The sequence below is a fragment of the Halomonas sp. Y3 genome, from assembly GCF_024137965.1.
GTDB classification, from domain to species: domain Bacteria; phylum Pseudomonadota; class Gammaproteobacteria; order Pseudomonadales; family Halomonadaceae; genus Halomonas; species Halomonas mongoliensis.
This window is the reverse complement of record NZ_CP099975.1, coordinates 2,353,984-2,367,406: the sequence shown is the minus strand read 5'-3', so window position 1 is coordinate 2,367,406 and position 13,423 is coordinate 2,353,984. Positions and strand designations below refer to the sequence as shown.

Here is a 13,423-nt window from a genome sequence, read left to right as displayed (position 1 = left end):
AGGGCTGACTCGAACCTCGGCGCCAGGGCTGATGGGCACCGAGGCGGCAAGCGCGGGTCGTTAGTCGTGCAGTCGTGGATGCGATGCTGCTCAGCCGGCGCTCTGCGCCTCGTGCAGCACGAAGGCCAGCGCCTCGGCGAAGCCGTCCATCACCGGAAGGCCGTGGCGGGCGGCCAGCTCCTTACCGCGCCCGGCGAAGGCGCCGGAGCCCAGCACGATGGCGCGTGCGCCCTCGGCACGGGCCTGCTCGCAGAGCCTCGCCAGCCGCGCCTCGGCCTCCGGGGTGCGCGCCGCGGTGCCGCTGACGCCGATGCCGGTGGCCACCACGCGGCAGCGCTCCCGCACGCCGTAGGCCTCGCAGAGCGACTCGATGGTGGCCACGGCCCCCGCGAAGGTGGTGATCACCGTGAAGGGGCCGCCGGTGGCGTCGGCGCGGCGAATGCCGGCCTCCGCCAGGCTGACCACCGGGGCGCCGGTCAGGGCGCGGGCCTCGACCACGGCGATGTCATCGAAACAGGCGAGGATATAGCCGGCGTAGCCCTGCGCCAGGCGGCGCTCGATCAGCGCCATCACGTGGCCAGCGGCGCGGGTCTTGTCCTGCCCGCTCTCTACCGCCCGGGGCCCCTGGGGCGGGCTGACCGCCTCGATCAGCACCCCGGGCGGCGCCTGGGCCTGCAGCACCGCCTGCACCCGCTGGGTGACGGTCGGGTTGGTGTTGGGATTGATGGCCAGCACGCGCACGCTGGCCGGCGGAGTGGCGTCTCCAGGGGTATGGGTCATGGGTCATCGCCCCGCCAGCAGGTCGGGGAGCCACATCACGATCTGTGGCCAGATCATGATGGCCAGCGTGAACAGCGCCATGATCACCACGAAGGGCAGCGAGCCCCAGATCACATCGTTGAAGCTGCCGCCATCCTTGCGCACCCCCTGCACCACGAAGAGGTTCATGCCCACCGGCGGGGTGATCAGGGCGATCTCGCACATCAGCACGATGAAGATGCCGAACCAGATCGGGTCCACGCCCACGGCCATCACCATCGGCACCGTGATCGGTACCGTCAGCACCAGCATCGACATGGCATCCATGAAGGTGCCGAGCACCACGTAGAAGAGCAGCAGTACCAGCAGCAGGCCCACCTGGGTCAGGCCGAAGCTCGCCACCCACTGGGTCAGCGCCTGGGTGACACCCAGCATCGAGAGGGTCACGTTGAGCAGCAGGGCGCACATCAGCACGATGATCACCATGCCGGTGGTCTTGGCGGCGTGCAGCGAGCAGTGGACCAACAGGTCGAGGCTCAGCTTGCCGCCGCCGACGATGAAGGCCAGGGCGATCATCACCCCGATGGCGGCGGACTCGGTGGGCGTAGCGATCCCGCCGTAGATGCTCCCCATCACCACCCCGAAGATCACGAAGGGCGGCACCAGGTGGCGCGAGAGGGCGAGCTTCTCGCGCAGTGGCAGGTTGACCTCCACCAGGGAGGCATTGCCCGCCTTGCCGTGGAAGATGAACAGATAGACAGAGAAGAGCAGGGCCAGGGTGAGGCCCGGGATCAGGCCGGCGGCGAACAGCTGGCTGACCGAGGTGTTGGCCAGCTGGCCGTAGACCAGCAGGTTGATGCTGGGGGGAATCAGGATGCCCAGGGTGCCGCCGGCGGCTAGGGAGCCCAGCGACGGGCGCACCGGGTAGCGGTACTTCTGCAGCGCCGGCAGCGAGATGGTGCCCACGGTGGCGGCGGTGGCCACCGACGAGCCCGAGGTCGCCGAGAAGAGCGTGCAGGTGGCGATGTTGGTGTGCAGCAGCCCGCCCGGCAGTCGGTTGAACCACACCGAGAGCGCGGCGTACATGCGGTCGGCGATGCCGCCGCGCAGCAGCAGCTCGCCGAGCAGCATGAACAGCGGGATCGCCAGCATGGAGGGGCTGTTCAGGCTGCTCCAGACCACGCCGCCCATCATGTCCACCTGCGGGAAGCCGTGCATCAGGTAGCCGCCGATCACGCCGACGAAGAGGATGGCCACGGCCACCGGGATGCTCAGCAGCATCAGGCCGAGCATGATGATGAACGCCGTGGCGATCAGGGGAATGCTCATGACTGGCCTCCTTCGCGCTGCTTCAGGTCCTCGAGTTCCGCCTCCAGCTCATCCTGGGTGGAGCTCGGTCCGAAGCGGCGGTTGAGCCCCTTCCAGTCGCCCTTCACCAGCAGCCCCAGGGCCTGGGCGGTGAGCACCCCGGCCGCCAGGGTGAAGGCGAGCATGGCGATCAGCCACACGGTCTGCGGGTAGATCAGCGGCGTGGCCCGGGGCGTCTGGGCGATGGAGCCGTAGAGGCGGGTGTCCTGGACGGTCTGGAGGGTGAAGTAGAGCAGGAAGGCCGCCAGCAGCCCGAGGGTGAGGGCGGCCAGGGCGTTGAGCACCGCCTGCACCCGGAAGGGCAGGCGCATGTGCACCAGGTTGATGCGGATATGGGACTGCTCGACCATGGCCACGCAGAATGCCAGGGGGGCGGCGATGGCGATGGCATAGCCCCCCAGCTCGTCGACCCCGCCAAGCGACATCGAGAAGACCTTGCGGATCACGGTCTCCACCGTGATCAGCAGGGCGAGCAGCAGCATCATGGCGCCGAACAGCATGCCGAGAATGCGAGCGTAGATGTTCATCGTCGCCTCCGCGGCTCAGAGGCCGAGCTTCTGGCCGACGGTGTCGCGCCACACGGCTTCGCAGTCCGCGGCGGCGGCGTTGCACTGGCGCGCCCAGATCGGCAGGGAGACCTCTTCCACCGCGGCGGCCACCTTGGCCAGGTCCTCGTCGGTGACCGGCACCTCGGTGAGGGAGTAGGGCTTGCCGTACTCGCAGGGGGTCTCGCCGGCGTTGCAGCGCATGGCGTCCTCGTAGAGCTCCTCGGAGTAGGCCCAGATCTCGTCGCTCAGTCCGGCGATGGCGGTTTCGAGCTTGCCCTGCTGCTCCTCGGTCATGCTGTTCCAGGTATCGAGGTTGATGGCGTAGCCGTTGATGGCCAGCTGCAGGGCGATGGGCAGCACCGTGGTGGTGGCTTCCGGCCAGCCGCCGGAGTTGGCCGAGGCGGGGCCGGTGATGGCGCAGTCGATCACCCCGCGGGAGAGCGACTGCTGGACGTCGCCGAAGGGCATCGAGATGCCGGTGGCGCCGAGTTGGCCGACGAAGTTGGCCGCGCTCTGGTCGCCCACGCGCACGCGCTTGCCGCGCAGGTCATCCAGCCCGCCGATCTCGCCGCGGCAGAAGATCACCTGGGGGCCGGCCGGCCAGGTGCCCAGCAGCTTGGCGTTGAAGCGCTCCTGCAGGCGGCTGTCCACGTAGTCGTAGAAGGCATCGACGTGCTCGCGGCCGGCCTCGAAGCTGGTGTTGAGCCCGATCAGGTCGAGCCCGAGGATGGAGGGCTCGTCGCGGCTCACCTGGGGACCGCGCAGGGAGACGATGTCGAAGAGCCCCGAGCGCAGCACGCGCAGGCCGTCGGTGTCGGGCACGCCGGCCACGTCCACCGGCAGGTACTGGACGTTGATGTCCAGGCCGGTGTGCTCGGCCAGGTTGTTGAAGAAGGGCTGCTCCTTCTGCTGGGCGATCAGGCCCGAGCCGGCGGGCTGGCCCAGCACCTGGAGCGACAGCGAGCTGGCTTGGGCGGCGGAGGCCATCAGTGCGGCGGAGACGGCGGTTACCAGAGCGGTACGTGTCAGCATGGTCTTGGTCCTGTCATCGGCGGCACCTCGGGCGGGCGTGCGGCTCCGCTGGGTGCCAGGTGGCGGTATCGGCCCGCCGCGTTAGCGGCGGCGGCAGTCGCCTTGAGTGATCCAAGTTTCATGCCATTGGTTTAAAGAAATTGTAGTTTCATATCAAAAACAGCCCATTACCCCGGAATCGCCTGTTCGTCGCTCTCGCGGCTGTGTCGTTTCTTGCCCGGAAAGTGTGCAGATTGGTAGCGCCATGCACCGGGAGGGTGCCGTTTTCCTACAGCTCTTCGAGCCTGTCGTTCAGCGTCTCGATACGGCGCAGGCGGCGGCGCGAGTCGTCGCCGGCAAGTTCGATGGTGCGCATGGCCAGCAGGTGGCAGAGCGCCATCACGGCGGTGTGGTTGAACAGCGGCCCCGCGGCCAGGGTGCAGCAGCGGAAGTGCCAGGTGACGCTCGGGTCCGGGGCGAGCCCCTCGTCGGTGATGTAGAGCACCCGGGCGCCGCTCTCGCGGGCCTCGGCCAGCACTTGCTCGGTGATCGCCACCCGGCGGCGCAGGCCGATGACGACCACGCAGTCTTCCGGGCGCACGCTGACCAGGTGCTCGCCCAGGGTCTCGCCGCCGCCGGGCAGGCTGACCACCTGCTCCACCACCTGGGTGAGCTGCCAGCGCAGGTAGTCGGCGAAGGGGTGGCTGGCGCGAAAGCCGATGACCCAGGTCTTGCGGGCCTCGAGGATGGCCCGGGCCACCTCATCCACCTGCGCCTGGGGGATCGCCGAGAAGGTGCGGTCCAGGTTGTCCTTGCCCTGCTCCAGGTTGAGCGCCAGGGAGCGCTCATCCGGCGCCAGGGAAGAGCTCTGCAGGAAGAGGCGCGAGCCGGTGGCCTGCTCCTCTCGGGCGTGCTTGCGCGCCGCCTCGTAGCTCTCGTAGCCCAGCCGGCGCACGAAGCGCGACACCGTCGCCTTGGAGACCCCGGCGAACTTCGCCAGCTCCTGGGCGTCGTAGCTGGCGATTTCACCGGGGAAATCGCACACGAACTCGCCGAGCCGGCGCTCGGCCGGGTGCAGGGAGGGCAGGGCGCTGCGCACCCGGGCGAGGAAGGAACGCGCCTGCGAGGATCTGGCCATGCCGGCTCCTGAAACTGTGGTTTCAGACATCATGTCCGGTGGCAAGCGGGGTCGCAACTGCGGATGGCAAGAGTCGGGACGCAGTCAGGCGCTGCCTACCCCGCCAGGCGCATCGCCAGGGCGGCGGCCAGGCCGATCAGCAGCGACGCCAGCATCGGCCCGGCGACCCGCCAACCGATGTCTCGGGTGCCGAGCAGGCCGGCAAGGCCCGCCTTGACCAGGTTGTTGGTGGCCGCGGCCAGGATGATCCCCAGCACGGCCGTCTGGCCGGCGATGGTCTCCAGCGACATGCGGGTCAGGGAAAGGGTGATGGCATCTACGTCGGCGAGGCCCGAGGTGGTGGCCAGCAGGTAGATGCCGGCATCGCCCAGGGCGCTGCGCAGCCATTCGCCGAGCAGCATGATCAGCGCCAGCAGGGCGCCGAAGAGCAGCGCCAGGCGCAGCTCCAGCGGGTTCTTGATCAGGGCGGGGCTCTCCACCAGGCCCTGGCGGTGGTGGCGGCGCCAGATCAGCAGCGAGGGGAGATAGAGGGTCAGGGCCATCAGGCTGATCGGCAGCCACAGCGACGACAGCAGCCCGGGGCTGATCACCGCGGTGTAGAGCAGGATCCTCGGGAACATGGTGCCGCAGGCGAGCAGGATGCCTGCCGCCAGCAGGGGCGCATGGGCCGGCGCCAGGCGTGACTGACGGGCGAAGTGCAGGGTCAGGGCCGTGGAGGAGCTGAGCCCGGCGAACAGGCTGGTGAAGAGGATGCCCTTCTCGGTGCCGCCCACGCGGATCGCGAAGTAGCCGACGAAGGAGACGGAGGCGACCAGCACCACCATCCACCACAGCTGGTAGGGGTTGATCACGCCTCCCGGGCCCAGGGCCTGGTTGGGCAGCAGCGGCAGCATCACCACGCTGATCAGCAGCAGCTTGAGGCCTGCGTCCAGCTCGTGGGCCTGGAGCCGGTTGAGCAGGCCGTGGATCTCGCGCTTGTTGTCCAGGATCAGCGCGGTGGCTACGGCGCAGGCGGTAGCCACGGCCAGGTCCACGCCCACCGCCACGGCGCCGAAGCAGAAGGTGAGCAGCAGGCCGATCAGGCCGGTGATGCTGAAGTCAGGCGGATCGCCTAGCCGAGCCCGCCAGGCCACCAGGGCGGTAACCGCCACCGCCACGAAGATCAGCGGGAAGGCCCAGGCGCTGACCGACGCCGAGAGCAGGGCGGCGATGCCGCCCAGAAGCCCTACCAGGGCGTGGGTACGCACGCCCGCGATGCGCAGGCCGGCGCGCTGCTCGCGTGCCACCCAGCCGCGTTCGATGCCGATCAGGGCGCCCAGTAGCAGGGCGACCGCCAGTCGGATCAACGGCTGGTTGGTATCGAGGAATTCGCGAGTCACGTCTTCCATTGGCGAGTCGCTCCCCCTGGTGTTTAGATCAGGGTGGCCCGCTCGCCGGGTCCTGGCCAGTATCGCGCACAGGGCCGGGGGAGGGTCGAGTCTGAGGTACCGCCAATGGCGTGATGGGGGTTACCCTGGCGTGCCCGAGCCACCCCGTGTCAATGGACTGCCGCCATGCTTCGCTCCCGTTTGCGTTTGGTTTCCCACCACGTCTTCCGCTACTTCGAGAACCTGGTGAACCCCTACCCGCAGGACCTCGGCGGCACGCCGCCACGGGGGCTCTTCGCCTTCATCCTGCATTTCACGCGGCCGGTGCTGCCGCTGCTGACCCTGCTGCAGGCGCTGGTGACCCACCAGAGCATCTTCGGCAACTACCCGATGATCGGGCGCTGGCTGGCCCACCGCCACATGCTGGGCCAGAGCCTCGCCTTCTATCAGGACGAGTTCGCCGGCCGGGTCTCCCAGAAGGTGATGCAGACGGCCCTGGCGATCCGCGAGACGGTGACCAAGCTGATGGACCTGATGGTCTACGTGGTCGTCTATTTCGTCGGTGCCATGGTGCTGCTGGGCAGCGCCGAGCCCTGGCTGATGCTGCCGCTGGTGGCGTGGCTGGCCGGCTATATCGCCATCCAGAATCCGCAGGGTACCCACACCGATCAAGGTGTGCGGGGGAATGCGGTGTGAGCCGCTTGCAAGCCTCTTTGCCACTGCTAGTATGTGGATATATACAGTCATGGAGCGGTCTTGATGAAGCGCCAGCTCGGTTTGAAGTATCGCCTTGACCCGACGCCCCAGCAGGCGGCGCGGTTGCGCGTACTGGCCGGACATGCACGCTTCGTCTGGAATCACGCCTTGGCCGAATGCCTCGCCGCCCGGGAGCGGGGCGAACGGGTGCCGCGCTATGGCACCATGGCCGGTTGGATCACCAACTGGAAACGCCAGGAGGCCACGGTCTTTCTCACCGAGGCCTATACCGACAACCTCCAGCAGAAGCTCCGCGACCTCGACACGGCTTGGCAGCGGCATTTCACGCCGGGCTTGGCCGCCGACGCGCCCCGTTTCAAGAAGAAAGGCAAGTCGCGGGACGCCATCCGCTTCGTCAATTTCCCCAAATACTGCCGGCTCGATCATCGCCGCGTGAAGCTGCCCGCTGGCCTGGGCTGGGTGCGTTTTCGCCAGTCGCGTCCGGTGGAAGGTAGGATCACCAGCTGCACCGTGGGCCTCGATGGTGGCCACTGGCACATCAGCTTCCAGGTCGAGGTGGAACTGGCGACGCCGCCCCGCCATCCGGCCACCGCCGCGGTGGGCCTGGACATGGGCGTGGCGCACTTCGCCGTGGATTCCCACGGCACGCCCCATGCCGGGCGCAACAGCTTCCGGCAACTGGAACAGCGTATCGCCACGGCGCAGCGCCGACTCACGCACAAGACCCGGTTCTCCCGGAACTGGAAGAAGCAGAAAGCGCGCATCGCCCGACTACACCAGAAAGCCGCCAACGTCCGTCGCGACACCCTCCACAAGCTCTCGACCACCCTTTGCCAAAACCACGCCATGGTGGCCATCGAGGATCTGCGGGTGCGCAATATGACGACCTCTGCCAAGGGGTCCCTGGCGGCACCGGGCAAGCGGGTGAAACAGAAGTCTGGATTGAACAAGGCCATTCTCGACCAGGGCTGGTTCGAGTTCCGGCGCCAGCTCACCTACAAGCAGGCGTGGCGGGGCGGCCTGCTGGTCGCCGTGCCGCCTCACCACACCAGCCAGACGTGCCCCGAGTGCGGGCATGTTGAGGCGGCCAACCGCCTGAGTCGAGCGTCCTTTTGCTGCCAGGCCTGTGGGCATGCCGACCACGCCGATGTCGTCGGCGCCCGGAACATCCTGGCGAAAGCGCATGAGCACCTGTCAGGGCAGGACCTGCCCGTCGCGCCTGTGAAGTGAACGGTGCAGTAAGGCCGTCAGCAGCAGGAACCGGCCACCCGAGCGATCGGGCTGGCACCCGATAGGGAATCCTCTTCCTGCGTCGCGACAGCGCGAAGGGAGGGGAGGAGGTCAACGCCCACCGGCTCTCCACCATCGCCATGCTCGACCGCCTGGTGGTGATCGACGAGGGGCAGATCGTCGAGAGCGGCACCCACGGCGAGCTGCTGGCGCGAGACGGCCTCTACGCCGCCCTGTGGCGGTGCCAGTCCGGCGGATTCATCGGGGTGGATGTGGAGGAGGCCGCCGCGGCGGGCGACGGGAACCCGGTTCAGTGAACCACAGGGGGGATTGATGATCGCGGTAAAGTCGCTGATGATCTGGTGCGGCATTCTGGTGCTGGCCATTGCCAATGGGGTGCTGCGTGAGTCCGTGCTCGTCCCGCTGCTCGGAGTGACGGCCGCCCTGGTGCTGAGCGGGGTATTGCTCTCGGCGCTGATCCTCGGCGTGGCGTACTTGTCACTTCCCTGGCTGAAGATCCGTCGGCCCCTAGAGCTTTGGCTCGTCGGGCTCGGGTGGCTGGCCCTCACCCTCGTCTTCGAATTCTCCTTCGGGCTCTGGCAGGGGAAGTCCTGGCCCGAGCTGCTCAATGCCCACACCTTCGAAGGGGGCAATCTCTGGGGCGTCGTCCTCGCGGTGACGGCCTTGGCCCCGCGACTTGCCGCCAGGCTGAGAGGCATGGTGTAGCCGCCGGCCGTGGCATGGCCAGGCCGGCCCCCGAGCTATAGGGGGTTGCCACCCGATCAGTTTCCCGTGCTGTCGTCGTGTCGCTCGCGGCTGTCGGCGGGGGCCTGCTCGCGGTCGTGCATGCCGTAGTCGCGGAGCACCCCGGCCACGCGCAGGCGGTAGTCGGCGAAGACCGTCTCGCGGCCCTTGGCCTGGGCGGCACGGTGGCGCTCCACCCGGCGCCATTCGGCGATGGCCTCCTCGTCGCGCTAGTCCCCCACACCGAAGATGACGGCGATCATGGCGGCTCCTGATGAACGAACGCACATTGCGCCAGGTCGCGCGAAGGCGGCGATACCGACGCGGCCCCTGGCGGGCACTCCCTATGAACCTAACCCCACCAGGCCCCCGAGTCACTCACCCGGCTCGGGGGTCTGGCGTTTGGGTGCTGCCATGAGCGGGCTCGCGCCGGGGGATCCGGCGGCGGTCAGAGCGTGCGCCACGGGAGCGGCGGGGGCGCCTGCAGGGTCTCCTTCACCGCCTGCAGGGCCTGGGTCAGCGCCTCCCGCGAGCGCGCCCCGCCCAGGCAGAGCCTCACCGCCTGGGGCGCCGGCTCGCTGCCCACGCAGAAGGGCTCCGGGCCGGTCAGGCGCACGCCGCGCTCCTCCAGGGCGGCGAGCAGCTCGGCGGCACGCAGTCCCTCCGGCAGCGTCAGCCAGAGGTTGTTGCCGTGGGGCCGCCCGGTCGGGGCGTACTCCGCAAGCCACCGGCGGGCCAGGCGCTGGCGCTCGGCCTGCTCCTCGATCTGCCAGGCCAGCAGGCGTTCGGCATCGGCGCTCTCCACGCAGCGGCAGACGGCCTCTGCCATCAGCGGCGGGACCATCCAGCTCTGGGCGCGCACCGCCGCGCCTAGCGGCTCCTGCAGCGCCTCGGGCGCCCGCAGGGCGCCGATGCGCAGCCCGCCCGCCAGCACCTTGGCGGAGCTGAAGGCGAACAGGGTGCGCTCAGGGGCCAGCCGGTAGAGCGGGGTGCCGCGCTCGGCCTCCGGCAGGTACTGCACCCCATCCTCCAGGATCCAGAACTCGTGCTGCCGGGCCAGCGCCGCCAGACGCTCGCGCCGGTCCTCGCTCAGCACCGCGCCGGTGGGGTTGTTCTGGTCCGGCGTGACGTAGACCAGCCGCGGCGGCTGCTGGGCGCACAGCCGCGCCAGGGCCTCCATGTCCATGCCCGCGTCGTCCAGGGGCACGGCCAGCGTCTTGAGGTGCGCCTGGCGGGCGGCGCCGATCAGCCCGGGGTAGGTGAGGGCATCGGCGGCGATGCGCTCGCCGGGGCGCGTCAGCGCCCGCAGCGTCAGGTCGATGCCGTGCTGGCCCCCCTGGGTGATCACCAGCGCCTCCGGCGAGACCGGCATGCCCAGGCGGGTCATCCAGGCGGCGAGGCGCTCGCGGTGCCCCGCCAGGCCGCGCTCCGGCTGATAGGCCACGGCGCGCTCAAGCGCTGTGCGATCCTCGGCGATCCCGGCCAGCGCCTGGCCCAGCAGCGAGGCGCGCAGCGCATGGGGCGGCGGCAGGCTCAGGCTGAGGTCGACCAGGCCCTCGTCCTCCTCCGAGGCGGAGGCCAGGAAGGGGGAGGCGTTCGTCTGCTCGGCGCCGCGCACATAGGTGCCGCTGCCCACCCGGGCGGAGACCCAGCCCTGACGCTCGGCCTCGGCATAGGCGCGCGACACCGTGCCCACGGTGACGCCCAGTGCATCCGCCAGGTGGCGCTGAGGCGGCAGTTTGCGGCCCGGAGGCAGCTCGCCGGCCTGGATGGCCCGGGCGATCGCCTCGGCTATGGCGCGGTAGCGGGGGCCCGACTCGGCGAGCCGGGGTGTCCAGATTGTCATGGTGACAATAAAACCTTTGACGCCAGGATTGCGCCCATTAAGCTGAAAATTCACGGGCTGTATCGACAATAATCCCTAAATTGTATGGGTGCAATATGCTGGAAGCGGTGGCGTTCCTGGGGCCGGCGGCCCTTTACATGATCTCCATGACCATCACCCCGGGCCCCAACAACGTGATGCTCACCGCCTCCGGGGCCAACTTTGGCTTCCTGCGGACCCTGCCCCACATGCTGGGCATCCTGGGGGGCTGCTTCCTGCTCTTCGCCGGCATTGCCCTGGGGCTGGGGCTGCTCTTCGAGCGCTACCCGCTGGTGCAGACGATCCTACGGGTGGTGGGCAGCGGCTACCTGCTCTACCTGGCTTGGCGTATCGCCACGGCGCCGCCGCCGGACCTGCGTCGGCGCGGCGAGGGGCGCCCGCTAAGCTTCTGGCAGGCGGCGGCCTTCCAATTCGCCAACCCCAAGGCCTGGGTCATGGGGTTGGCGCTGATGGCGGGCTTCCTGCCCGGCGATGGCAATACCCTGGTCAACGCCCTGCTGCTGGCCGGCTTCGCCGAGCTGGTGGCGCTGCCCTGCATCGCACTGTGGGCGGGCTTCGGCATGGCCATCGGCCGCTGGCTCGACACGCCGCGCGCCTGGCGGATCTTCAACGGCGTGATGGGGGCGCTCACCGCCGCCTGCGTGGTGTTTATCCTGGGGTAAGAGGAGGGGAGATGAAGACGATAGGGCTGATCGGCGGCATGAGCTGGGAATCGACCCAGACCTACTACCGGCTCATCAACCAGGGGGTAAAGGCGCGGCTGGGCGGACTGCACTCCGCCCGGCTTGTGCTCTACAGCGTGGACTTCGCCGAGATCGAGGCGCTGCAGCGCCGCGGCGATTGGGCGGCCACCGCGCAGATTCTCGGCGCAGCGGCGCGCTCCCTGGCGGCGGCCGGCGCGGACTTCCTGGTGCTGTGCACCAACACCATGCACAAGGTCGCCCCGCAGCTCGAGCAGGCCGTCGATATTCCCCTGCTGCACATCGCCGATGCCACCGCCAAGGCGCTGCACCGGCGGGGCGTGACCCGGGTGGGGCTGCTCGGCACCCGCTTCACCATGGAGCAGGCCTTCTACCGCGAGCGCCTGGAGGCGCAGGGCATCCGGGTGCTGGTTCCCGATGCCAAACAGCGCGAGCGTGTACACGCCGTCATCTACGACGAGCTCTGCCGCGGCGAGATCCGCGCGGATTCCAAAGCTGAGTACCTTGAGATCGTGGCCTCGCTGGCCGGGCAGGGCGCCCAGGGCGTCATCCTCGGCTGCACGGAGATCGGGCTGCTGATCCAGGCCGACGATACGGACGTGCCCCTCTTCGACACCACCGCCATCCACGCCGAACAGGCGGTGGAGGCCGCACTCGGGACCCCGGAGTCGTAGCGCCTGCCGGCGAAGCGCTGTCGGGTCGGCCACCATGGAAAAATCCTCGCCGGTTGTCGATCTGGCCTTTCCTCACGCGACTATGAGGGTGAGAGGTCCCGGTAGAGCGCAAGGATGAATCGGCCACGGCCACGTGGCCGTGGCCTTGTCCCTGGAGGGAAGCGACCGGGGCGGTACTCGACCTGCAACCATGATGGAGGCGCCTATGACGACGATTGCCAAGAACACGATTTGCCTGTGGTACGAGCGCGATGCCGAGGAGGCGGCGAGGTTCTACGCCAGGACCTTTCCCGATTCCTCCATCGGCGCGGTCCATCGCGCCCCGGGAGACTACCCGGCGGGCAAGCAGGATGACGTCTTGACCGTTGAGTTCACCGTGATGGGCATTCCCTGCCTGGGGCTTAACGGAGGGCCTGGCATCCAGCACAACGAGGCGTTCTCATTCCAGGTGGCCACCGAGGACCAGGCTGAGACCGACCGCTACTGGAAGGCGATCGTCGGCAACGGCGGCCAGGAAATCGAGTGCGGCTGGTGCAAGGACAAGTGGGGCATCTCCTGGCAGATTACCCCCATTGCGTTGACCAGGGCCTACACCAGCCCCGACCGCGCCGCCGCCAAGCGGGCGTTCGATGCGATGATGACGATGAAGAAGATCGACATCGCCGTGATCGAAGCGGCGGTTCGTGGCGAGAAGCCGACGGTCTGACAGCAGCATGGGCAGATGGCGCTGCGTGCCGCCGATCAGCGTTGACCTCCAGGCAAGGCCCCCGAGCCAGGTGAGTGACTCGGGGGCCTTGCCACCACTGCGACCAATCGCGGTGTGGCAACCATCGGTTCTGTCGCATACGCTGAATGGCCAAGGCCGCTTAGGCGGCCAGGCAATACGACAACAACGCAGCACGCAGGGACTACCGCAGGGACTACCGCAGGGATGGCAGGGAGCCATCACAGCTTGCCGGGTAGGGGCGGTAGCGTGCCCGATGGCCACTCTTGTTGCCGCAATTGCTCGTGCCATTTTGCCTGAAGATAACACTGAGGCATTTTCACTCTGGTAGGAGCCCGATTTATCGGGCGATTTCACCACCGCAGCTCTCACTTCGTTACTTATGTACTTAACCGCAATTTTTTTCGTTGCGAAGGCTCTATCGTTTCACCCGCAGGGTGGCTTTGACCCGGTCCATCAGCTTCGGCGGTTTGCTGTGCGTATCCATACTCCTATCCTCTCGATGCATGGATGTACATGGCTATGTTGGTATCTGCTGTTGGCGTGCTTCAAAAATA

Annotated in this window: 13 protein-coding genes and 2 pseudogenes; 7 read left to right on the top strand and 8 right to left on the bottom strand. The window is 68.3% G+C overall.

What is annotated here, in order from left to right; all coding sequences use genetic code 11:
- Positions 1 to 90: 90 nt before the first annotated feature.
- The 6 genes from NHL60_RS11310 to NHL60_RS11285 all read right to left on the bottom strand — a co-directional run bounded on the left by NHL60_RS11310 (position 91) and on the right by NHL60_RS11285 (position 6,212).
- A complete protein-coding gene (locus tag NHL60_RS11310) occupies positions 91 to 780 on the bottom strand; it encodes an aspartate/glutamate racemase family protein (protein ID WP_253443313.1) in 690 nt (229 codons plus the stop codon).
- A gap of 3 nt (positions 781 to 783) precedes the next feature.
- A complete protein-coding gene (locus tag NHL60_RS11305) occupies positions 784 to 2,088 on the bottom strand; it encodes a TRAP transporter large permease (RefSeq protein ID WP_253443311.1) in 1,305 nt (434 codons plus the stop codon).
- Complete coding sequence (locus tag NHL60_RS11300) at positions 2,085 to 2,654, bottom strand: TRAP transporter small permease subunit (RefSeq protein WP_119022113.1); 570 nt, start codon at positions 2,652 to 2,654, stop codon at positions 2,085 to 2,087. The genes NHL60_RS11305 and NHL60_RS11300 overlap by 4 nt, the downstream gene beginning before the upstream one ends.
- A gap of 15 nt (positions 2,655 to 2,669) precedes the next feature.
- Positions 2,670 to 3,707, bottom strand: a complete 1,038-nt coding sequence (locus NHL60_RS11295) for a TRAP transporter substrate-binding protein (protein ID WP_253443310.1) — start codon at positions 3,705 to 3,707, stop codon at positions 2,670 to 2,672.
- Between the two features lie 268 nt (positions 3,708 to 3,975).
- Positions 3,976 to 4,824 carry a MurR/RpiR family transcriptional regulator gene (locus NHL60_RS11290; RefSeq protein WP_253443308.1) on the bottom strand — a complete coding sequence of 283 codons (849 nt, stop codon included), beginning with the start codon at positions 4,822 to 4,824 and terminating at the stop codon, positions 3,976 to 3,978.
- Between the two features lie 95 nt (positions 4,825 to 4,919).
- The gene (locus tag NHL60_RS11285) at positions 4,920 to 6,212 is read right to left on the bottom strand and encodes an MgtC/SapB family protein (RefSeq protein WP_253443306.1); all 1,293 of its coding nucleotides are present in this window, start codon (positions 6,210 to 6,212) and stop codon (positions 4,920 to 4,922) included.
- A 165-nt stretch (positions 6,213 to 6,377) separates the two neighbouring features.
- On the opposite strand from NHL60_RS11285, the pseudogene NHL60_RS11280 reads away from it, so the two are divergent.
- The 4 genes and pseudogenes from NHL60_RS11280 to NHL60_RS11265 form a co-directional block, all read left to right on the top strand.
- Positions 6,378 to 6,833, top strand: a pseudogene (locus NHL60_RS11280) (hypothetical protein); the annotation flags it as partial.
- Positions 6,834 to 6,950: 117 nt separating this feature from the next.
- A complete protein-coding gene (locus tag NHL60_RS11275; protein WP_253443304.1) occupies positions 6,951 to 8,138 on the top strand; it encodes a transposase in 1,188 nt (395 codons plus the stop codon).
- 116 nt (positions 8,139 to 8,254) lie between these two features.
- A pseudogene (locus NHL60_RS11270) lies at positions 8,255 to 8,455 on the top strand (ABC transporter ATP-binding protein); the annotation flags it as partial.
- 16 nt (positions 8,456 to 8,471) lie between these two features.
- Positions 8,472 to 8,864, top strand: a complete 393-nt coding sequence (locus NHL60_RS11265; protein ID WP_253443303.1) for a hypothetical protein — start codon at positions 8,472 to 8,474, stop codon at positions 8,862 to 8,864.
- 56 nt (positions 8,865 to 8,920) lie between these two features.
- Here NHL60_RS11265 and NHL60_RS11260 read toward each other — a convergent pair whose 3' ends face one another.
- Positions 8,921 to 9,079 carry a hypothetical protein gene (locus tag NHL60_RS11260; protein ID WP_253443302.1) on the bottom strand — a complete coding sequence of 53 codons (159 nt, stop codon included), beginning with the start codon at positions 9,077 to 9,079 and terminating at the stop codon, positions 8,921 to 8,923.
- Positions 9,080 to 9,330: 251 nt separating this feature from the next.
- Complete coding sequence (locus NHL60_RS11255; RefSeq protein ID WP_253443301.1) at positions 9,331 to 10,728, bottom strand: PLP-dependent aminotransferase family protein; 1,398 nt, start codon at positions 10,726 to 10,728, stop codon at positions 9,331 to 9,333.
- A gap of 137 nt (positions 10,729 to 10,865) precedes the next feature.
- Between NHL60_RS11255 and NHL60_RS11250 the strand changes: the two genes are divergently transcribed.
- The 3 genes from NHL60_RS11250 (at position 10,866) to NHL60_RS11240 (ending at position 12,848) form a co-directional block, all read left to right on the top strand.
- On the top strand, positions 10,866 to 11,429 hold the full coding sequence (locus NHL60_RS11250; RefSeq protein ID WP_253443300.1) for a LysE family translocator: 564 nt from the start codon (positions 10,866 to 10,868) through the stop codon (positions 11,427 to 11,429).
- A gap of 11 nt (positions 11,430 to 11,440) precedes the next feature.
- Positions 11,441 to 12,142 (top strand): aspartate/glutamate racemase family protein, encoded by a 702-nt coding sequence (locus NHL60_RS11245; protein WP_253443299.1) that lies wholly within the window; start codon positions 11,441 to 11,443, stop codon positions 12,140 to 12,142.
- 205 nt (positions 12,143 to 12,347) lie between these two features.
- Positions 12,348 to 12,848 (top strand): VOC family protein, encoded by a 501-nt coding sequence (locus NHL60_RS11240; protein ID WP_253443298.1) that lies wholly within the window; start codon positions 12,348 to 12,350, stop codon positions 12,846 to 12,848.
- Positions 12,849 to 13,423 lie beyond the last annotated feature (575 nt).

Coding starts and splice junctions, on each gene's coding strand:
- NHL60_RS11310 (WP_253443313.1), bottom strand. CDS start 780: ATGACCCATACCCCTGGAGACGCCACTCCGCCGGCCAGCGTGCGCGTG.
- NHL60_RS11305 (WP_253443311.1), bottom strand. CDS start 2,088: ATGAGCATTCCCCTGATCGCCACGGCGTTCATCATCATGCTCGGCCTG.
- NHL60_RS11300 (WP_119022113.1), bottom strand. CDS start 2,654: ATGAACATCTACGCTCGCATTCTCGGCATGCTGTTCGGCGCCATGATG.
- NHL60_RS11295 (WP_253443310.1), bottom strand. CDS start 3,707: ATGCTGACACGTACCGCTCTGGTAACCGCCGTCTCCGCCGCACTGATG.
- NHL60_RS11290 (WP_253443308.1), bottom strand. CDS start 4,824: ATGGCCAGATCCTCGCAGGCGCGTTCCTTCCTCGCCCGGGTGCGCAGC.
- NHL60_RS11285 (WP_253443306.1), bottom strand. CDS start 6,212: ATGGAAGACGTGACTCGCGAATTCCTCGATACCAACCAGCCGTTGATC.
- NHL60_RS11275 (WP_253443304.1), top strand. CDS start 6,951: ATGAAGCGCCAGCTCGGTTTGAAGTATCGCCTTGACCCGACGCCCCAG.
- NHL60_RS11265 (WP_253443303.1), top strand. CDS start 8,472: ATGATCGCGGTAAAGTCGCTGATGATCTGGTGCGGCATTCTGGTGCTG.
- NHL60_RS11255 (WP_253443301.1), bottom strand. CDS start 10,728: ATGACAATCTGGACACCCCGGCTCGCCGAGTCGGGCCCCCGCTACCGC.
- NHL60_RS11250 (WP_253443300.1), top strand. CDS start 10,866: ATGATCTCCATGACCATCACCCCGGGCCCCAACAACGTGATGCTCACC.
- NHL60_RS11245 (WP_253443299.1), top strand. CDS start 11,441: ATGAAGACGATAGGGCTGATCGGCGGCATGAGCTGGGAATCGACCCAG.
- NHL60_RS11240 (WP_253443298.1), top strand. CDS start 12,348: ATGACGACGATTGCCAAGAACACGATTTGCCTGTGGTACGAGCGCGAT.